The organism is Streptomyces phyllanthi (assembly GCF_009377205.1).
GTDB classification, from domain to species: domain Bacteria; phylum Actinomycetota; class Actinomycetes; order Streptomycetales; family Streptomycetaceae; genus Streptomyces; species Streptomyces phyllanthi.
On record NZ_VJZE01000044.1, the window covers coordinates 1 to 18,748 of the forward strand.

At 71.9% G+C, this 18,748-nt stretch carries 15 protein-coding genes and 1 pseudogene; 5 read left to right on the forward strand and 11 right to left on the reverse strand.

The genetic code is table 11. The features are described from left to right. Window positions 1–297 precede the first annotated feature (297 nt). The 4 genes from FNH04_RS09525 (at window position 298) to FNH04_RS09540 (ending at window position 7,769) form a co-directional block, all read left to right on the forward strand. On the forward strand, window positions 298–1,188 hold the full coding sequence (locus FNH04_RS09525) for a universal stress protein (RefSeq protein ID WP_152782318.1): 891 nt from the start codon (window positions 298–300) through the stop codon (window positions 1,186–1,188). A 139-nt stretch (window positions 1,189–1,327) separates the two neighbouring features. Beyond that, window positions 1,328–4,021, forward strand: coding sequence for a pyruvate, phosphate dikinase (ppdK, locus tag FNH04_RS09530; protein WP_152782320.1), 2,694 nt, complete (start codon window positions 1,328–1,330; stop codon window positions 4,019–4,021). Window positions 4,022–4,322: 301 nt separating this feature from the next. Next, window positions 4,323–7,061, forward strand: a complete 2,739-nt coding sequence (adhE, locus tag FNH04_RS09535; protein ID WP_152782322.1) for a bifunctional acetaldehyde-CoA/alcohol dehydrogenase — start codon at window positions 4,323–4,325, stop codon at window positions 7,059–7,061. A 243-nt stretch (window positions 7,062–7,304) separates the two neighbouring features. Then, entirely contained in the window at window positions 7,305–7,769 is a 465-nt protein-coding gene (locus tag FNH04_RS09540) for a pyridoxamine 5'-phosphate oxidase family protein (protein WP_152782324.1), read from the forward strand. Window positions 7,770–7,993: 224 nt separating this feature from the next. Here FNH04_RS09540 and FNH04_RS09550 read toward each other — a convergent pair whose 3' ends face one another. From FNH04_RS09550 to FNH04_RS09585, 8 genes are all read right to left on the reverse strand, one after another. Next, window positions 7,994–8,902 (reverse strand): universal stress protein, encoded by a 909-nt coding sequence (locus FNH04_RS09550; protein WP_152782326.1) that lies wholly within the window; start codon window positions 8,900–8,902, stop codon window positions 7,994–7,996. A 149-nt stretch (window positions 8,903–9,051) separates the two neighbouring features. Then, entirely contained in the window at window positions 9,052–9,270 is a 219-nt protein-coding gene (locus FNH04_RS09555; protein ID WP_152782328.1) for a hypothetical protein, read from the reverse strand. Window positions 9,271–9,457: 187 nt separating this feature from the next. Next, window positions 9,458–10,348, reverse strand: coding sequence for a universal stress protein (locus FNH04_RS09560; protein ID WP_322722816.1), 891 nt, complete (start codon window positions 10,346–10,348; stop codon window positions 9,458–9,460). Between the two features lie 392 nt (window positions 10,349–10,740). Beyond that, window positions 10,741–11,250: a flavodoxin domain-containing protein gene (locus FNH04_RS09565; protein WP_152782332.1), complete on the reverse strand. Its 510-nt coding sequence runs from the start codon at window positions 11,248–11,250 to the stop codon at window positions 10,741–10,743. A 167-nt stretch (window positions 11,251–11,417) separates the two neighbouring features. Beyond that, on the reverse strand, window positions 11,418–11,924 hold the full coding sequence (locus tag FNH04_RS09570) for a universal stress protein (RefSeq protein WP_152782334.1): 507 nt from the start codon (window positions 11,922–11,924) through the stop codon (window positions 11,418–11,420). A 110-nt stretch (window positions 11,925–12,034) separates the two neighbouring features. Beyond that, window positions 12,035–12,466, reverse strand: coding sequence for a hypothetical protein (locus FNH04_RS09575; RefSeq protein ID WP_152782336.1), 432 nt, complete (start codon window positions 12,464–12,466; stop codon window positions 12,035–12,037). Further along, window positions 12,463–13,119 (reverse strand): DUF4389 domain-containing protein, encoded by a 657-nt coding sequence (locus tag FNH04_RS09580; RefSeq protein WP_152782338.1) that lies wholly within the window; start codon window positions 13,117–13,119, stop codon window positions 12,463–12,465. Before FNH04_RS09580 ends, FNH04_RS09575 begins: the two co-directional genes overlap by 4 nt. A 33-nt stretch (window positions 13,120–13,152) precedes the next feature. Beyond that, window positions 13,153–13,374: a hypothetical protein gene (locus FNH04_RS09585; protein ID WP_152782341.1), complete on the reverse strand. Its 222-nt coding sequence runs from the start codon at window positions 13,372–13,374 to the stop codon at window positions 13,153–13,155. 586 nt (window positions 13,375–13,960) lie between these two features. Here FNH04_RS09585 and FNH04_RS09590 point away from each other — a divergent pair. Beyond that, entirely contained in the window at window positions 13,961–14,974 is a 1,014-nt protein-coding gene (locus FNH04_RS09590) for an Acg family FMN-binding oxidoreductase (protein ID WP_152782343.1), read from the forward strand. Here FNH04_RS09590 and FNH04_RS09595 read toward each other — a convergent pair. From FNH04_RS09595 to FNH04_RS09605, 3 genes and pseudogenes are all read right to left on the reverse strand, one after another. After that, a pseudogene (locus FNH04_RS09595) lies at window positions 14,972–15,109 on the reverse strand (cytochrome ubiquinol oxidase subunit I); the annotation flags it as partial. The gene FNH04_RS09590 and the pseudogene FNH04_RS09595 overlap by 3 nt on opposite strands. 153 nt (window positions 15,110–15,262) lie before the next feature. Continuing rightward, window positions 15,263–16,141, reverse strand: a complete 879-nt coding sequence (locus FNH04_RS09600; RefSeq protein WP_152782345.1) for a potassium channel family protein — start codon at window positions 16,139–16,141, stop codon at window positions 15,263–15,265. 203 nt (window positions 16,142–16,344) lie between these two features. Further along, complete coding sequence (locus tag FNH04_RS09605) at window positions 16,345–18,744, reverse strand: glycoside hydrolase family 65 protein (RefSeq protein ID WP_152782347.1); 2,400 nt, start codon at window positions 18,742–18,744, stop codon at window positions 16,345–16,347. Window positions 18,745–18,748 lie beyond the last annotated feature (4 nt).

The following is an 18,748-nucleotide window of genomic DNA, read 5'->3' on the forward strand; positions in this document are numbered from 1 at the left end:
GCTGGGTGGGCCGGCAGGCCGACGAGGGACCGCGGCAAGGCGGTGGAGGGGCCGACCGGGTTCCGGCCGGAGGGCCCGGCGACGCCGGGATGATCCAAACGACAGGGCCTAGTGGCCGTGGGAGGGGACCAGCGGCCCCTGGGCACGCGGACCGGATCGTCGCGACGATCGGAGTGGGGGGACCGGTGGATTCGTGTGGACGTGCTGAGGCAGCGCCGCGGGGATCCACCGGACCTCCCGGGCCGGCGGGTGTGCCGAGGCCCGCACAGGACGTGACCGGATACGGAGGTGTCCCCCATGCTTTCCCCCATCGTCGTCGGCTTCGACGGTTCCGCCGAGAGCCGCGCCGCTGTTGACTGGGCAGCCCGCGAGGCCCGGCGTCGCGGTTTGCCGCTGCGCCTGGTCACCGCCTGGATCTGGCGGCCGGTCGACGTTCCCTCGGCCCAGGAGTCGGAAGCCCAGAAGCAGTGGGCGCAGCAGCTGCTGAACGAGGCCAGGCGGGATCTCGTGGCGAAGTATCCGGATCTGCCGGTCGCCGTCGAGCAGGTGTCCGACCTTGCGCCCCGGGCGCTGCTGGAGAGTGCGGAGGGCGCTGAGACGCTGGTGCTGGGCTCGCGCGGGCACGGAGCCGTCGCCGGCTTCCTCCTCGGGTCCGTCGGCCAGCACGTGCTCGCCCGGGCGCGCGTTCCCGTGGTGCTCGTACGCGCGCACGAGCCCGAGGCACTTGAGGGCGCCCCAGCAGCCGACGAGGACGGCGGCGAAGTGGTCGTCGGAATCCAGGACCGGGGCGAACCCGCCGAGGAACTGCTGAGGTTTGCCTTCGCCGTCGCGGCCGCCCGTGGGGCAACGCTGCGCGTCGTGCACGCCTGGAGCCGTCCGCCGGTGTTCGCGTACAACCCCGGGGCCGTGCTCATGGGCGACGAGGACGGCGGTATGGAGGCCCGGGTCGAGAAGGAGCTCCTGGAAGCCCTCGCGCCCTGGCGGGAGCGCTGTCCGCAGGTCGAGGTGGTCCACAGGATCGAGCTCGCGGCCGCCGCGGAAGTCGTCCTCCAGGCCGCCCGTAACGCCGCACTGGTGGTCGTCGGCCGCAAGACGCACCGGCCGGCCCTCGGCATGCGTATCGGTCCCGTCACCCACGGAGTGATCCACCACGCCACCGCGCCCGTCGCCGTCGTACCCCACGACTGAGACGAACACGACGCGTCACGCGCACCGAAGCGCGACTTGCGCGACGCGTCACGCGCACGAAGCGCGACATGCGCGACGCGTCACGCACAACGCACGACAAGGCCCGAGGGAAGACCCGAGAGAAGTAGGGATACAGGCCATGCCCCGATACGTGTACGACTTCACCGAAGGCGGCCGGGACATGGCCGGCCTCCTCGGCGGCAAGGGCGCCAACCTCGCCGAGATGACCCGGATGGGTCTGCCGGTGCCGCCCGGCTTCACCGTCACCACCGAGGCCTGCCGGGCGTTCCTGGCCACCGGCTCGGAGCCGGACGGCCTGGCCCGCGAGATCTCCGGTCACCTGACCGTCCTGGAGCAGGCGGCCGGGCGGCGGCTGGGGCAGCCGGACGATCCGCTGCTGCTGTCCGTCCGCTCGGGGGCCCGTTTCTCCATGCCCGGCATGATGGAGACGATCCTCGACATCGGTCTGAACGACGACTCCGTGCTGGGGCTGGCCAAGGCCTCCGGGAACGAACGCTTCGCCTGGGACTCCTACCGCCGTCTTGTGCAGATGTTCGGCAGTACCGTCATGGGCGTCGACAGCGCGCTGTTCGAGAACGTCATGGCCGGCCTCAAGGAGGCCCGCGGCGTCGGTGACGACCTGGGCCTGGACGCGAGCGATCTGGCCGGACTCGTCGAGGCCTACAAGGAGCTGATCCGCCAGGAGACAGGCGAGTACTTCCCCCAGTCCCCGGCCGAGCAGCTGCGCCGGGCGGTCCTCGCCGTCTTCGAGTCCTGGAACGCCGAGCGCGCCCGCGTCTACCGCAGGCGCGAGCACATCCCCGACGACCTGGGCACCGCCGTCAACGTCCAGACCATGGTCTTCGGCAACCTCGGCGCCGACTCCGGCAGCGGTGTCGCCTTCACCCGCGACCCGGCCACCGGACGGCCCGGCGTCTACGGGGACTATCTGTCCAACGCGCAGGGCGAGGACGTCGTCGCCGGCATCCGCAACACCGTCCCGCTCGACGAACTCCAGCGGCTCGACCCGGAGTCGTACCAGCAACTGTGCGGGCACATGCGGACCCTGGAGAACCACTACCGCGACCTGTGCGACATCGAGTTCACCATCGAGCGCGGCAGGCTGTGGATGCTCCAGACCCGCGTGGGCAAGCGGACCGCGGAGGCCGCGTTCGCCATCGCCGCCGAACTGGTCGACGAGAACCTGATCAGTCCCGCCGAGGCGCTGGCCCGGGTGAACGGCGAAGGGCTCGCCCGGCTGATGTTCCCCCGCTTCGACACCTCGGGGCTCGGTGCCCCGTTGGCGCACGGCCTTCCGGCCTCGCCGGGGGCCGCCGTGGGGGCCGCGGTCTTCGACTCCGCGGAGGCGGTGCGGCGCGCCGCGGCGGGGGAGAAGGTCGTCCTCGTACGGCAGGAGACCAACCCCGACGACCTGCCCGGCATGGTCGCCGCCCAGGCGGTCCTGACCAGCCGTGGCGGCAAGACCAGCCACGCGGCCGTGGTCGCCCGCGGCATGGGCAAGGTGTGCGTCTGCGGGGCCGAGCAGCTCTCCGTCGATCCCGTCGCGCGACGCTTCACCGCGAACGGCGTCACCGTCGAGGAGGGCACCGTCATCTCCGTCGACGGCTCGGAGGGCGCCGTCCGTCTCGGCTCGCTGCCGCTGGTCGACTCGGCGGTCATGCGGTACTTCGAGACCGGCGAGCAGGGCGAGCGGTCGGCCGGGCTGGTCGACGCCGTGGCCCGCGCCATGGGACAGGCCGACTCCGTACGGCGACTGGGCGTGCGGGCCAACGCGGACACCCCCGAGGACGCGGCCCGCGCCCGCCGGTTCGGTGCCGAGGGCATCGGGCTGTGCCGTACCGAGCACATGTTCCTCGGCGAGCGCCGGAAGCTGGTCGAGGCGATGATCCTGGCCCGCACGGACGCCGAGCGGGACCGGGCCCTCGACGGGCTGCTGCCGCTCCAGCGGCAGGACTTCATCGAGATCCTCGCCGCGATGGACGGCCTGCCGGTGACGATCCGCCTCCTCGATCCGCCACTGCACGAGTTCCTGCCGGACCGCACCGAACTGGCGGTGCGCGTCGCGGCCACGGAGGCGCACGGCGACGCGCCGGACCCGCACGACGCGGAGCTGCTGGAGGCCGTGAACAGGATGCACGAGGAGAACCCGATGCTCGGCCTGCGCGGCGTACGCCTCGGCCTGGTGGTCCCGGGACTGGTCGCCATGCAGGTTCGGGCCATCGCCGAAGCGGTCGCGGAGCGCAAGCGAGCGGGTGGGGACCCCAAGGCCGAGATCATGGTGCCGCTCATCGACGCGGTCGAGGAACTCCACATCGTCCGCGCGGAGGTGGAGCGGGTCCTGGCCGAGGTCTCCGCGGAGACCGGCATCGCCGTCGACTGTCCGGTCGGCACGATGATCGAGCTGCCCAGGGCCGCGCTGACCGCCGGCCGGATCGCGCGTGAGGCCGCGTTCTTCTCCTTCGGAACCAATGACCTCACGCAGACCACGTGGGGCTTCTCCCGCGACGACGTCGAGGCGGCGTTCTTCTCCGCCTATCTCGACAAGGGCATCTTCAAGGTCTCCCCGTTCGAGACGATCGACCGCGACGGCGTCGGCCGGCTGGTGGAGATCGCCGTGGCCGAGGGCCGCGCCGCCCGGCCCGACCTGAAGATCGGCGTGTGCGGCGAGCACGGCGGCGACCCGGACTCGGTGCACTTCTTCCACGGCGCGGGACTGGACTATGTCTCCTGCTCCCCGTTCCGTGTCCCGATAGCCCGTCTGGAGGCGGGCCGGGCGGCGCTCCCGGACACCGAGGGCAGCGACAGCAGGTGAGGTCCGGCTCCCGGTGGCCGCTCCGGGTGTCGCCGGCCGTGGAGCCGTGGAGCCGTGGAGCCGTGGAGGCCTCGGAGGGCCCTGGTGGCCCCGATGGCCCAGGGGCCGACCGGGCCGACCGGGCCGACCGGCCCTGGATCTCCGGGCCGGTCGGCCCCGAAGGGGGGCTCTCGGCACCTGGGAGCGAGCGCCCCGCCGATAGACCGTTGTCCTGGGAGCGGTACCGATCCCCCGCGGTGCCGCTCCCTCCACGAACGCCGGAGCCGCGGCTTCGGCATACCCGTCAAGGAGGCGCATTTCCATGGCCCGTAAGGACGACCGCAACCGGACCGCTGCCCCGCAGGACTCCCGGGGCGGGCCCTCCGACACCGCGATCGCCGTGGACCGGCTGGTCACGAACGGGCTGAAGGCGCTGGCCGACTACGAGGCGCTGACCCAGGAGCAGGTCGACCACATCGTCAAGAAGGCATCGGTCGCCGCCCTGGACCAGCACACCGCGCTGGCCCGGCTCGCCGTGGACGAGACCGGCCGAGGGGTCTTCGAGGACAAGGCCGCGAAGAACATGTTCGCGTGCGAGCACGTCACGCACAGCATGGGCAGGATGAAGACGGTCGGGGTCATAGCCCGCGACGACATCGACGACATGGTGGAGATCGCCGAGCCGGTCGGCGTGGTGTGCGCGATCACGCCGGTCACCAACCCGACCTCGACCACGGTCTTCAAGGCCCTCATGGCGCTGAAGACCCGCAACCCGGTCGTCTTCGCCTTCCACCCCTCCGCCCAGCGGTGCAGCGTGGAGGCCGCCCGCATCGTGCGGGACGCGGCCATCGCCGCGGGCGCCCCGGCACACTGCGTCCAGTGGATCGAGCGCCCGTCCGTCGAGGCGACCCACACGCTGATGCACCACCCCGGCGTCGCGCTGATCCTCGCCACCGGCGGCAACGCCATGGTCAAGGCCGCCTACTCGGCGGGCAAGCCCGCCCTCGGAGTCGGCGCCGGCAACGTCCCCGCGTACGTGCACAGGAGCGCCAAGCTGGTCCGGGCCGTCAACGACCTGGTGCTGTCCAAGTCGTTCGACAACGGCATGATCTGCGCCTCCGAGCAGGCCGTCATCCTGGACGACGAGATCTACGACCAGGCGCTGTCCGAGTTCCGCGCCCTGCACGCCTACGTGGCGACCGCCGAGGAGAAGGCGAAGCTGGAGGCCTTCCTCTTCCCGGCCGGCACGACGGCGGGCGGCGGCTGCGAGCCCAAGGTCAACTCCGCGGCCGTCGGGCAGAGTCCGGCGTGGATCGCGGAACAGGCCGGGTTCACGGTCCCCGCCGACACCTCGATCATCCTGGTCGAGGCCGAGCGGGTCGGCCCGGACGAGCCACTGACCCGCGAGAAGCTCTGCCCGGTGCTCGCCGTACTGCACGCCGGTTCCGAGCAGCAGGGCTTCGACCTGGCCGCCGACATGGTCGCCTTCCACGGCCAGGGGCACAGCTCGGTCATCCACACCGAGGACCGCGAGCTCGCCGAGGCGTACGGCCGACGGATGAAGACCGTCCGTGTCATCGTCAACTCGCCCTCCTCGCAGGGCGCGATCGGCGGCATCTACAACGGCCTGCTGCCGTCGCTGACGCTGGGCTGCGGCTCGTGGGGCAGCACGTCGGTGTCCAACAACGTCTCCGCCGCCCAGCTGCTGAACGTCAAGCGGGTCGGCACCCGCCGCAACAACCTCCAGTGGTTCAAGGTCCCGCCGAAGATCTACTTCGAGCCGCAGGCCATCCGCTACCTGCAGTCCATGCCGGACGTCCACCGCGTCACCGTCGTCACCGACGCGACCATGACCCGCCTCGGTTTCGTCGACCGGGTCGACCGTGTCCTCAAGCGCCGTCCCGAGCCCGTGACGCTGCAGATCATCGACAACGTCGAACCGGAACCCAGCATCGACTCCGTGCAGCGCGGTGCCCGCCTCATGCGGGACTTCCGCCCGGACACGATCATCGCGCTCGGCGGCGGTTCACCCATGGACGCGGCGAAGGTGATGTGGCTGCTGTACGAGCACCCTGACATCGACTTCGCCGACATGCGGCACAAGTTCTCCGACATCCGCAAGCGTGCCTTCCGCTTCCCGACGCTGGGCAGCCGCGCCCGCCTGGTGTGCGTGCCGACCACCTCCGGCACCGGCGCGGAGGTCACCCCCTTCGCGGTGATCTCCGACCCCGCGACGGGCAAGAAGTACCCGCTGGCCGACTACGCCCTCACTCCGAGCGTGGCGATCGTGGACCCGCTGCTCACCACCGAGCTGCCCCCGGCCCTGGCCGCCGACAGCGGCTTCGACGCCCTCACCCACGCCATCGAGGCGTACGTGTCCGTCTACGCGAACGACTTCACCGACGGTCTCGCGCTGCACGCGATCCGGCTGATCTTCGACCACCTCGAAGCGGCGGTGAACGACCGCACCGGCAGCCCGGAGGCGCGCGAGAAGATGCACAACGCCGGCACCATCGCGGGCATGGCCTTCGGCAACGCCTTCCTCGGCATCGTCCACGCCATGTCGCACACCCTCGGCGCCACGTTCCACATCGCGCACGGCCGCACCAACGCGGTCCTGCTACCGCACGTCATCCGCTACAACGGCACCGTCCCGACGAAGCTCACGGGCTGGCCCAAGTACGAGAACTACCGGGCCCCCGAACGCTTCCAGGACATCGCCCGCACCCTCGGCCTGCCCGCCGCCACACCCGAGGAGGGTGTGGAGTCGCTCGCCGCGGCCGTGGAACGCCTGCGCGACGCCGTGGGGATCGAGCCGTCGTTCCGGTCCCTCGGCGTCGACGAGCCCGCCTTCCTCGACGCGCTGCCCCAGCAGGCCCTGAACGCCTACGAGGACCAGTGCGCGCCGGCCAACCCGCGGATGCCCATGCTCGACGACATGCAGGACATCATGCGCACGGCCTATTACGGCCGGATGCGGCGTCGACCGGACGCGGGCGGGCCGGACGCGGGTGCACTGGACGCGGCTGGGCCGGACGTGGGCCGACCGGACGCGGAATAAGGGCCGAACGGCCCTGGTGTGAGGGATCGGGTGCCGTTGCAATGGCCTGATCGAGCCCCGACCCCGGCACCGGCTCTCGCCGAGTGGCAGGGTCGGGACCCGCTCGCGTCTGGAAGGGACGACGCACATGCCGTCCCGGCCCTTCGGCTGCCGGGACGGCGCCCGGGCCGTGACAGCGCTGCCGCGCGGCCCGGAGGCGCACAGCAGTAACTGACCGATGACCGAGCCGTCCGGAAGTCCGCCATGACCATCCACCACGCCCGAACCGTGCCGACCGGGCCGCGCCAGAGCGTCGAGCTCGACAGCGACGAGGCCCTGCGCCTGCTGGGCAGTGTGTCCCTGGGCAGGATCGTCTTCACCCGGCACGCGCTGCCGACCGTCCGCCCGGTCAACCACGTCCTGGACGACGGTGACATCGTCATCCGTACTCACGAGGGCGCAGCCCTGACCCGGCACACCGGCCAGGCCGGCACCCCGGGCGTGGTCGTGGCGTACGAAGCCGACGCCATCGACCCGGACACGCATCTCGGCTGGAGCGTGGTGGTCACCGGCTACGCCCACCTGGTGACCGACCCGCACGAGTTGGCCCGCTACCAGGCGGTGCTGCGCCCCTGGGTGCAGCAGACCATGGACTACGCGGTCCGTATCCGCCCCGACCTGATCACCGGCATCCGCCTCACCACCACCGACGAGTCGCCCGACGCCTGACCGGGGCGGTGGCGGACGCCGCTCACGTCATGGAGCGCCACCGAGCCGAGCGGCTGCCCGTCTTCGACGAAGGCGGGCGCCGTATCGGTCCGATCAGCCGTGCCGACTTCCTCCGCGTCTCCCGCGCGGCAACTCACCAGCCCGTCAGGCCAGCCAGGGGAGCCGTTCCATACCGGCTGTTCCGTGGTCCACCGCAGGCAGCCGGTCGCACCATCGGGTTGGCTTCACGCGTGCGGTACGACGGCGACGGGGCAGCCGGCGTGGTGCAGCACCGCGTGGGCCACGGGCCCGATGCGGGTCCCGAGGCGGCTGTCCCGCGCGCGCCGTCCCACGACGACAAGGGCGGCCCCGGTCGCCGCGCGCACGACTTCGGTGGCGGCCCGCCCTTCGGCGACCGTCTCGGTCACGGAGACCTCGGGGAACTTCTCGCTCCACGGGCGGAGCGCCGCGACGACGGTGTGTTCATGTGCCGCGAGCAGTTCAGGCCCGAACGCCGGAGCCCGACGGCCCTCGGGGCCGTCGACCGACGCGGCCCTGAACGCGTGGACCACGTGCAGTGGGGCGCCACAGCGTCGGGCGGACGCGAAGGCGAACTCGATCAGTTCGTCGCAGGGGCGTCGCGTGTCCAGCCCGAGCACGACATCGCGGTACGGAGACTCGGGTATCTCCTCCGGCGACACGCCGTCCGCCGCCGGCAGGTGTTCGCCGGCGAAGGTCTCGCCGGCGCGGACGAGCACCACGGGCAGCGAAGACCTGGCGACGACCCGTTGGGACACCGAACCGAGCAGGAACCCCGCGACACCACCGAGACCGCGTGAGCCGAGCACCAGCAACTCCGCGTCCTTGGCCGCCGCGAGAAGGCCGGCGGTCGCGGAGCCGGACACCAGCTGGTCGACGACCTGCAGCCCGGGATGCGCGGCACGGACGCCGGCCACCGCCCGGTCCAGGGTCTCCTCCGCCCACTCGCCCTGGGTCCTGTCCGCGGGAACGGATGCGGCCGGGCGCGGATGCCACTGCCATGCGTGGACGATCCTCAGCGAGACTCCTCGGCGCAGGGCTTCCCTGGCCGCCCAATGCACTGCTGACAGACTCTCCGCCGGTCCGTCGACTCCTGCGATGACGTGCCGAAGCATGATGCGCACCTCCTGTATGGGGCTGGACGCTTACCTGGAGCGTCGTGCAGCAGCAGCCTGATGCGCAGGGGCCGCAATGCCCTTTCAAGGGCCCGTTCGGCCCGACTTTCCAGCGACCGCGGCCTCGACGGGCGCACTCGCTCCGGGCGTCACCGGCTGGGGACGGCCCGGTCCTCGAGCGCTGACGCTTTGTCGGTCACCGTCACATCACTCGTCGGCCCGACCGACGGCCGCTGACGGACGCGGCGATTCCGCGCCCGCGCCGCGAGCACGTCGAGCACGGCGCTGACCACGAACGTGACCGCCACGGAACTCACCAGAAGAACGGCGGACAGCCTCCACAGATCCGGAGTCGGTGACGTACTCACGGCTTTCTCCTTCCGTCGAGTCCTCCCGTTCTTCACCTGGGCGCCGAGGCGACGAGCCTGGTACACGCCTACGAGTTCGACGCCGTCTCCGTCCGCTCGACGTGCCGGGACGACCCCGCGTTCGGCAAGCCCTTCCCGGCCCGCCCCTTCCAAACGGACCGAGAAGGACGACTCACCCGGACGGGACTCACTCGTGCGGCACGATCGCGACCGGGCAACGGACGTGGTGCATCACCGCGTGCGCGACAGGACCGGTGTGCGCGCCGATCCTGGCCGGGCGGATCCTGCGGCCGACGGCCGGCAGACCGGCATCCCGCGTCGCCTGCAGAAGCTGCTGCGCCGGACGCCCCTCCTCGACCAGTTCGTGCACCTCCACCGAGGGAAACTTCGCCCGCCACGGCCCGAGCACGGCGTCCAGCGCCCGCACGGCGGCCTGCCGGACCTCCTTGCGCGCCTTCTCCAGCGCATGGGGAACGTACGGCAGCTGCCACGTGTGCACGACCCGCAGCGGAGCGGCACGCAGCGCCGCGCTCTCGAAGGCGAACCCGAGTAGTTCCTCACACGGACTCGCCGGATCCACGCCGACCACGACAGCGCGGTACGGAGTGCGCGCCGACGGCCGGCTCTCGGCGTCCGGCTGGTGCTCGTCCTCGACCCTCTGGTCACCCCGTACGAGCACGACGGGCCGCGCCACATGGGACACCGTCGCCAGGGCCACCGAACCGGCCATGAATCCGCCGAAGCCGCTGAAGGCCCGGCTGCCCAGGACCAGCAGCTCGGCCTCGTCGCCGGCCGCGACCAAGGCGTCGGCCGCCGGCCGGGGGACTTGATCGGCGCTCAGGTACACCTGCGGACAACGCTCGTTGAGCCGGTCCATGGCGTCCCGCAGGATCCGCCGCGCCCGGTAGCGCGGCGCCTCCAGCTCGGGCAGCTCCGACTCGTCGGGCGACATCCCGCCCTCCCAGGCGTGCACCAGACGCAGCGGCAGGCCGCGCCTGAGTGCCTCACGGGCCGCCCAGTCGGCTGCAGCGAGGCTCTCACGCGAACCGTCCAGTCCCACGACAACGGGGCGAAGCACGGCCAACACCTCCCCGGGTCGGTGCCCCCGCCGCTGATGCGGGGCCCTCCAGTACCAGGATCGCCGAGCAGACACGCGCCCCGGCAGGGGTCGACGGGGCCCGCGTCAGGGCCGAACGGCCCCTCTGACGCTGGTCAGTGCGGCCGCGCGGGCGTGACGTGGCAGACCGTGGCGCGGCGCGGCGCACTCCGGTGCCGGTGAAGAGCGGGGCCGCGACTGAGGCATGTTCGGCAGGACCGGGAAACGTACGGAGCGGGACCGGTGATCGTCGCGGTGGGGCACGCCGATCTGACCGCGCCCGCGCTGGACCTGGTGGAGACCGAGCTCAAGGACTGCCTCGGGCGCCTCTCCGCAGGCACCGGCGGTCTCGTACGCGCTGGGGCGGGGAGCCGTCACGCGCGGAGCAGTTCCGCGGCGATCTCGGATGCCCAGGCGTCGATGGCGTCCCAGTCGCGGTGGTCGCCGAACCGGCCGCCCAGCAGATGGAACCTGATCCGTCCGCCGAGCGGCAGATGGGACGGGAGGATGACGCCGGAGAAGAGCCGGTGGCTCCGGTACACCGGACCGGCCGGCAGACTCCGGACGATCACCGGGGCCTCGATCGGCGCCATCCGCTTCCACGGTCCGCGCAGCGCCCCCGGCATGCCGACGCTGAAGATCCACACGGGGCGAGAGCCCAGCAGGTCCCCGTTGTCGCGCAGGAAGGCCTTCGCCGGGTCGAGCCAGTTCTGGTTGTGTACGGCGCTGCCGAGGACGAACGCTCCGTACGCGTCGGCGTCGTCGACGGTCTCCAGGGGCCGCACGTCGGCCTTCAGCCCCGCTCGGCCCAGGGCGGCGGCCAGCCGTTCGGCGACACCGCGGGTGGAGCCGTGCGCCGTCGCGTATCCCACCAGGACATCCATGGCGCTCACCTCGATGTGCGTCGATCTCCTCGGGCCCTTCGGAGGCCGGGCGGCCCGTCCGGGCCGCGTGGGCTTCCACCGAGCGCTCCGGTGGACGTGCCGCAATGTGCCGTCGACCTCCTGCGGCGCCGTCGCGGCCGGTCGTTCCCCCAGGTTCTACGACTTGCTCAGGCGGCTCCGCTCCGGACGACGGAAGACAGGCCGACGGCCCTGAGCGGTGAGGTGCGCCGGTCAGGGGCGGGCACCGTCACCACCGGCACCGTGGCATGCCGCAGGCACTCGCGGCCCACGGTGCCGACGGCCGGCAGTTCCCACTGCCCGTGGGCGGTGCGTCCCAGGGCAAGCAGCAGGGCGCCGCGCGCGTGCTGGAGGAGCACCCGAGCGGGCGGCCCCTCCGCCACGACGGCACGCAGGCCGGGACCGATGCGCGGACCGAAGGCCTCGTGAACGGCCGAGGCGAGGAGCTCGGCCGCCCGCGCGCGCTGCTCCGCGACCGTCGGGCAGGCGGACGCCGGTGCGTACGGCGCGAACCCGGCCGTGGCCGGTTCCCAGGCGTGCACGACGACGACCTCCGTGCCGAGGGCCCGCGCCTGCCCCGCGGCCCAGCGCATCGCGGCCACGGACGCCTCCGACCCGTCGACGCCCACCACGATTCCGTCGGCGTGTTCGGACATGGCTGCCTCCTCGGATTGCTTCTGGTCCCACCTTCCCTCGAACCGCGCGGGCGAGGCGTGGGCCGAGTGGCTCCGGGCCTGTGCCGACCGGTCCCTTGCCCCGAGGCGGCTCAGTACAGAGAGGCCGGCCAGCTCATCACCACAGCGGCGATGACGCCCGCGTCGAGCAGCACACCGAGGGAGAGCCAGGGGTTGAACCAAAGGGTCTTGAGCAAGAGCCCGACGGACGCCGCGACGACCGCCGCGGTCGACCAGCCGCCGCTCTGCGCCGCGGCGGCCGCGCCCGCGATGACGTACAGCAGGGCGGTGACGGACGCGAGTCCGACCGAAGCCCTGCTTTCCCCCACTCCCGACTTCGCTCGAGCGGGGAGACCCCCATGACCGGGGGCGCCCCCATCCCACGTCGGGGGCAGCCCCGCCGCTGTGAGCGCCCAGGAGTGGCGCGGGTTGAACGGCTGCTCGGTGCTGTCGTGCGGCAGCCAGACGGCCAGATGGATCAGCCCGTGCACGAACAGGAAGGTGGAGACCAATGCGGTGATCATGGCAGTGACTCCGGTTCAACGCCGCCCTGGTCGAGTCGGAACGGCGGGTACACGTCGGTCAGGAGAGCCGCGTACGCGGCCACGCGCAGTGCCCAGCGGTTGAGGCCGATCACGAGATCGAAGATGCCGCGCGGGTAACGGCCGGTGAAGGCAAGAGAGATGCCCGCGTACAGCGTCAGCAGCCCAACGAGCCCGCCGGAGACCCAGGCCACGCGCCAGCCGCCCAGGACGAAGCCCAGCACCAGGTAGTGCGGGACGGCCAGCAGCCACCACTTCACCAGGACCAGCCCCCGGGACAGCTGCTCGGGGTACGCCACATCCCAGTGGGCCGGGTAGTCGGGGACGTCGGCGAGGGTGAACGGCGGATAGCGGTCGGTGCCCAGAGCACCGTACGCGTAGTAGGCCACACGCCAGTTCCAGCGCAGGACCCCGGTGTTGAAGTCGAACAGGGCTCGCGGGTAGCGGCCGGTGAAGAGCACGGCGAACAAGGCCACCACGCTCGCCAGGACGAACGCCACCCACAGGAAGGCGAGGACGACGTAGTGGGGCAGGGCGAGCAGCCACTTCACCAGCCACAGCCAGCGCGACAGCCGGGGGTCGGCAGTCGCGGTCAACCGGGCCGGGTGGACCGGGCGCAGTGCTTCGGCAGCCATGGAGCGAGCTCCCTTCGAACCGGGTGATGATGACTAGCGGTAGTGATGGTGGTCGTCGTGGTCGCCGATGTAGTGCCTCTCGTCGATGACGACCTCCCGTTCGCCGGGCCGGCGGACCATGCCGGGTGTGGCCATGAACGCGATGAGGCCGAGGACGCCGGCGGCCATCAGAGTGAGGCCGACGACGAAGGAGCTGTAGCCGAACACCATGCCGGCGCCCAGCACGGCCGCGCCGATCAGGATGAGAGGAACCATCGGTGCCCTCCTCAGGTGTGCCCGGTGCTGAACGCCGGGGTCCCGCTGACGCGGGGGGCTCACCTCCAGCGTCCCGCCGGCGAACAGGACGGCCCAGGGGCTGAAGGGGCATATGGCCGGGCCGATCGGCCCCAACGCCGACGTGCAGGTCAGGAGAGTCGCCCTGATCGCCTGATCGCCTGATCGCCTGATCGCCTGGCGGCCGTGGGCGCGGGCGCTGTCGGGACTGGGGCAGGCATGGGCGCGCCTGCCGTTCGTCGGCGGCGACCCCCGGCTGCGGCGCTCTCAAGGGGGCGTTGGGCCGGGCGGTCCCGGCCGGGGACCTGCGGCCCCTGCAGCGTCGGTACTCCCGGAGCCGACGCTGGAAACGGATAGCCGTTCAGGAGGCAGAACACATGGTGCGCACCGTTGTCGCAGGTCTCGACGGCTCGCCCGAGAGCGGGGCCGCGACGACGTCTGACGGGCCTCGGCGGCCCGAATGTCCGTGGTCCCGCCGCCACGGCGCCCGGTGGGACCGCCGCAGGTCCCGGACCCGGGACCGAGCGGGCCGCGCGGCCCGGAAAGTTTCACGAAAGGTGGATGCGCCATGTCCCTGTCGTACGAGAGTCCCGGCCGCGCGTCGCAGCTCGCTCCCGGCCGGGCGGCTCTCCATCTGGCCCGCGCCGCCTCTCTGGCGCCCTCGCCGCACAACAGCCAGCCGTGGTTCTTCGTCGAGGAGGGCCACGACCACGGCTTCGAGGTGCACCTGGACGACGAGCGCCGGCCGATCCTGACCGACCCGGGCGGCCGGGAGGCGGTGATCGCCTGCGGGGCGGCCCTGTTCAACGTACGCATGGCCGTACGGCGCCTCGGCTTCCGGCCCGCAGTCGACCTCCTGCCGGAACCCGGCAACTCCGCCTTCCTCGCCCACGTGGGCTACGCGGCATACGCCCCGGCCACCCCCGACGAGACACTGATGGCCCGCGCGATACCCCACCGGCACACCCACCGCGGACCCTTCGGCCCCGACCCGGTGCCGGACACGCTCATCGACGACCTGCGCGACCATGCCCGTGCCGAGGGAGCCTTCCTGCAGGTCATCGACGAACCGGAGAAACTCGGGCTGCTCGCGGACCTGGTGCGCACCGCGGAGGACCTCCACCGCGCGGACCCGGGGCACGACGCCGAGGTCGGGCGGTGCGTCGGCCCGGACGGGGTGCCGGCCGAGGCGTGCCGTCAGCACCCGGACCGCACTCTGCTCGCGGGCCGCGACTATCTGGGCCGCGCCCGGCGGTTCGGCGGCCCGTACCGCAAGTGCCCTGGACGGACCGGCGTCGTCGCCGTCCTGTCCACCCCCTACGACGGGCGCCCCGACTGGCTGCGCTCGGGTCAGGCCCTCCAGCGCGTCCTGCTGTACGCGGCGGCCCACCAGGTTGTGGCGGCCTTCCACACCCAGCCCCTCGAACTGCCCCTGCTGCGATCGGAGATCCGGACGCACCTGACCGGAGGCAGGTTCCCACAGGTGATCCTGCGCTTCGGCCGGACGCACCAGTTGTGGTGCACGCCACGGCGTCCGCCCGCCGCGGTGCTGACCCGCGACGGCTGTCCGGTCCGGTGGTGACGATGACCAGGCGGTCGGCAGACCGGCGATCAGGAAGGCCAGGCTGATGGTCAGCGGGACGAACAGGAAGTGGTGGACGGTCGTGGTGCCGAACTGGCGTCGGGCCACGGTCTCCTGAGCCAGTGCCAGGTCCACGGCGGGCGGATCACGGGTACCGGAACCGCCGTACCGAGGCCCGGTGACGGGGCCGCGGGCCGGCTGCTCCCGGCGGAGTCGCGGCTCAGCGGCCCATGTCCCGCCGACCGACGAGCCGGCCCATGCGGAGTCGGGGGCAGCCGCGGGCAGTGGTCAGGGCTGTGCGAGGCCGCGCCCGTGGTCAGCGGCGTATGCCGCGAAGACTTCCGCCGGTGTGCCGTCGGTGTGGAGGAAACGCTGGTCGAGGATGGTGGCGAGGTCTTCCAGCGCGCCGGCGAGCAGGTCCGCGGTCAGGCGCACATCTGCCCGCCGGGCCGTCTGCCCGCGCTCGGCGAGGGCGACGGCGTAGCCGATCGTGGCAGCGAGCGACGAGTGGTCCTCCCCGTCATGGAAGTAGTAGGCCTCGGCGTACTGGGTGAAGTCGATCCGGACCCGCGCCACCTCGGTGGCCAGGCTCTCCAACAGCGCGGCACCCACCGTGGAGTCGAGCTGCCGGCCGGACGGGTCCGAGCGCTGGAGGAGGGCCAGTCGGATCGCCAGGACCCTTCGGCGGGTCAGCGCGGGATAGATCTCGAGTACCCAGGAGACCGTGGCCGTCAGGAGGGCGAAGCCGATCAGGGCTTCGAACGGCGAGACCAGGCGGAGCCAGCCGTCGGCGGGCGCGATGTCCCCCAGCCCAAGGGTGGCGACCATGACGAGCGACAGGTAGACGGAGTCGAGCAGTGCCGACTGCTGCGCCGCACTGGAACCGGGCGCGAAGGTGAACGCCCCGGGCATGTGAGGCCAGTAGATGGTGGCCCAGCCCAGGATGATGACGACGGCCCACATGCCGACCACGGTCACCATGGCGAGAGGCCCGACGAGCCCGACCACGCGCCTGCGGGCGCGAAGACGCCGGGCCAGGCTCCACAGCGTCGTCATGATGAGCCGGCTCAGACCGCCGTGGCGGGTGGGATGCCAGAGCGTGTGGAACAAGTCCCGCAGGGCGGCCATGACGAGCCCGGCCCCGAGCAGCGAGACCAACCACTTCATGTATCTCTCCCAGGGCCCTGTTCCGCACTGCCGCCCGGGCGGCGAAGGCAGCCGCTCCTGCCGCCCGAGTCGGTTCTCGTCCCGGAGCCTAAGTCGAGGTCAGGCGCAGGAGATCACCGGATCGCCGCGTATCGGGAAGCTGCTTCGGCTTTCACCACCCGCGCTCCTGCGGCATCGCCACTCCTGCCCTGTCCGCCGGACGCTCAACTCGTCGGCAGCACGAGCACGCAGGTCTCTCCCGGTGCGATGGTGACGGCCCGGTCGGTCAGGACCACCCGGATCGGTGACTCCTCCGAGTCGGGTACACCGATCCGCAGCTGCCCCCGCTGCAGCCGTACGCTGACACCCCAGTGGCCGCGGTAGCGCAGCGAGAACCCGTACTCGGACAGGGCCGGCAGCGGCACCGGGTCCAGCCACAGGGCGTCCTCACGGGTCTCCAGGCCGGTCAGACCACGCTGGACCAGGTCGAGGGTCCCGGCCATGGCGCCGAGGTGGATGCCCTCGCCGGTCGTGCCGCCCTGGAGATCGGCGATGTCCGCCTCCAGGGCCTCCTGGCAGTACTTCCACGCCCCGGCCTGCCTGACACGGGCGAGGACCCAGCCGTGGACGAGGCCGCTGAGGGTGGAGCCGTGGCTGGTGCGCTGCAGGTAGTGGTCGACGGTCTTCCGCCAGACGTCGTCGTCCAGGTCGTACCCGAGACGGCGGAACAGCCGCTGCAGCTCGGCGGGCGAGAACAGGTAGCCGAGCATGAGGACGTCGGCCTGCTTGGAGGCTTGGTAGCGGTTGACCGTGTCGCCCTCGGCCTCGAGGATCCGGTCGAGGCGCCGGATGCTGTCGTACCGCGCGCGGTAGGCGTCCCAGTCGAGCTCGGCGAGGTCGCCGTAACCGTCGAACTGGCTGATGACGCCCTGGTGGTGGGGCACCCACAGCCGCCGTGACACCTCGTCCCACTGGGGGATTTCGTCGCCGTCCAGCCTCACCCGCTCGAACAACTCCTGCCGACGCCACGCGGGCAGGCGCCGCAGAAGGTCCAGGGTTCGGCTGAGGACCCAGGTGGCGGTGACGTTGGTGTAGGTGTTGTCGTCCACGCCGGGCCGGGGGGCGCCCGGGTAGCTGTCGTGGTACTCGTCGGGGCCGACCACTCCGCGGATGCGGTAACGGCCCAGCTCGGGGTCGAAGACCGCGGTGTCCGCCCAGAAGCGGGCGATCTGCACCAGCATCTCCGCGCCCTTGGTGTGCAGGAACTCGGTGTCTCCGGTGGCTTCGCAGTACCGCCAGACGTTGTACGCGATCGCCGAGCCGACGTGGTGCTGGAGCCGGGAGTGGTCCGGCAGCCAGCGACCGGAGCGGGGGTTGAGATGCAGCTGCTGGGTCTCCTCGCGGCCGTCGCTTCCGCTCTGCCACGGGTACATCGCCCCGGTCCGGCCCACCTCGCCGGCCGCCCGGCAGGCCTGCGGGAGGCGCCGGTGACGGTAGTTCAGCAAAGCGCGGGAGACCTCCGGGAAGTGCAGGTTCAGATACGGCAGTACGAACAGCTCGTCCCAGAAGACGTGTCCCCGGTACGCCTCCCCGTGCAGCCCGCGGGCGGGCACGCCCACGTCCAGGTCCGCCGTGTGCGGTGACAGGGTCTGCAGGACGTGGAACAGGTGCAGACGCAGGACGCGACCGGCCTCGCCGGGCACCTGGATGTCCGCGCGCCGCCACAACCGCGCCCACGCGGCGGCGTGGGAGTCCAGCAGGGCCGGGAAGCCGGCGGCCGCGGACACCCGGTCGACCGCTGCTTCGAGGGGGTTGCTGATCGCCGGATCGCGTGAGGTGTGCAGTGCCACGGTCTTGTCCACGACGACGGGCCGACCCGGGGCGATCGGGATCACCAGGCGGTGGGCGGCTCGGCGCCGAGCGGGCTGAAGCCGCGACGAAGCCGGAAGCTGCCCGGTGAAGGCTGTGCGGGCCGCCATGGCGATACCGATGTCGGAGGTGCTGGTGCGGCAGTGCATCCACACGGTGTCGCTGCCGGCCGCCCCGGTCCGTACGTGAGCCAGGTGGCTTCGGTTGAGAGAGCGGTAACGGTGCACGTTGCCGTTGATCACGTCGCCGTCGATCGCCGACTCGATCTCGATCTTTCCCGACCAGTCCTCGGCTGTGAACACGGTCCGCAGCACGGCCAGGTGAGGGTCCGCCATGTGCACGGCGCGGATCTGCTCCACACTCACCACGCCCGTGCCGTCGTCCCGGTAGCGGAAGGCGCGGGTGAGCGTCGCACGCCGCAGATCCAGGGTGTGCCGGTGGTCCAGGACGGCGCAGGTGTCGGGGGAGAACCACGGACGTGCCGATCCGTCGGCGGGACGGGGACGGAACCGCAGGAGCAGCCAGTTCGGAAGATTGACCAGGTCCTCGTTCACCACCTGCAGCCCCGCCACGGTCGACTCCAGGCGGTTGTAGCACCCAGCCGCGTAGGTGCCGGGGCAGTGCACCACGCTCGCCCTGCTCTCGGGCACCGCCCCGCGGGTGGCGAAGTAGCCGTTGCCGAGCGTGCACAGGGATTCCCGCAAACGCTCGCCCTCCGGGTCATAGCCCTCGTACTCCCAGGTCCACTGCGACATTCGC

What these genes read in the sequence shown, in the direction of transcription:
- FNH04_RS09525 (WP_152782318.1), top strand. Translation starts at nt 298, where the DNA reads ATGCTTTCCCCCATCGTCGTCGGCTTCGACGGTTCCGCCGAGAGCCGC.
- ppdK (WP_152782320.1), top strand. Translation starts at nt 1,328, where the DNA reads ATGCCCCGATACGTGTACGACTTCACCGAAGGCGGCCGGGACATGGCC.
- adhE (WP_152782322.1), top strand. Translation starts at nt 4,323, where the DNA reads ATGGCCCGTAAGGACGACCGCAACCGGACCGCTGCCCCGCAGGACTCC.
- FNH04_RS09540 (WP_152782324.1), top strand. Translation starts at nt 7,305, where the DNA reads ATGACCATCCACCACGCCCGAACCGTGCCGACCGGGCCGCGCCAGAGC.
- FNH04_RS09550 (WP_152782326.1), bottom strand. Translation starts at nt 8,902, where the DNA reads ATGCTTCGGCACGTCATCGCAGGAGTCGACGGACCGGCGGAGAGTCTG.
- FNH04_RS09565 (WP_152782332.1), bottom strand. Translation starts at nt 11,250, where the DNA reads ATGGATGTCCTGGTGGGATACGCGACGGCGCACGGCTCCACCCGCGGT.
- FNH04_RS09570 (WP_152782334.1), bottom strand. Translation starts at nt 11,924, where the DNA reads ATGTCCGAACACGCCGACGGAATCGTGGTGGGCGTCGACGGGTCGGAG.
- FNH04_RS09575 (WP_152782336.1), bottom strand. Translation starts at nt 12,466, where the DNA reads ATGATCACCGCATTGGTCTCCACCTTCCTGTTCGTGCACGGGCTGATC.
- FNH04_RS09580 (WP_152782338.1), bottom strand. Translation starts at nt 13,119, where the DNA reads ATGGCTGCCGAAGCACTGCGCCCGGTCCACCCGGCCCGGTTGACCGCG.
- FNH04_RS09585 (WP_152782341.1), bottom strand. Translation starts at nt 13,374, where the DNA reads ATGGTTCCTCTCATCCTGATCGGCGCGGCCGTGCTGGGCGCCGGCATG.
- FNH04_RS09590 (WP_152782343.1), top strand. Translation starts at nt 13,961, where the DNA reads ATGTCCCTGTCGTACGAGAGTCCCGGCCGCGCGTCGCAGCTCGCTCCC.
- FNH04_RS09600 (WP_152782345.1), bottom strand. Translation starts at nt 16,141, where the DNA reads ATGAAGTGGTTGGTCTCGCTGCTCGGGGCCGGGCTCGTCATGGCCGCC.
- FNH04_RS09605 (WP_152782347.1), bottom strand. Translation starts at nt 18,744, where the DNA reads ATGTCGCAGTGGACCTGGGAGTACGAGGGCTATGACCCGGAGGGCGAG.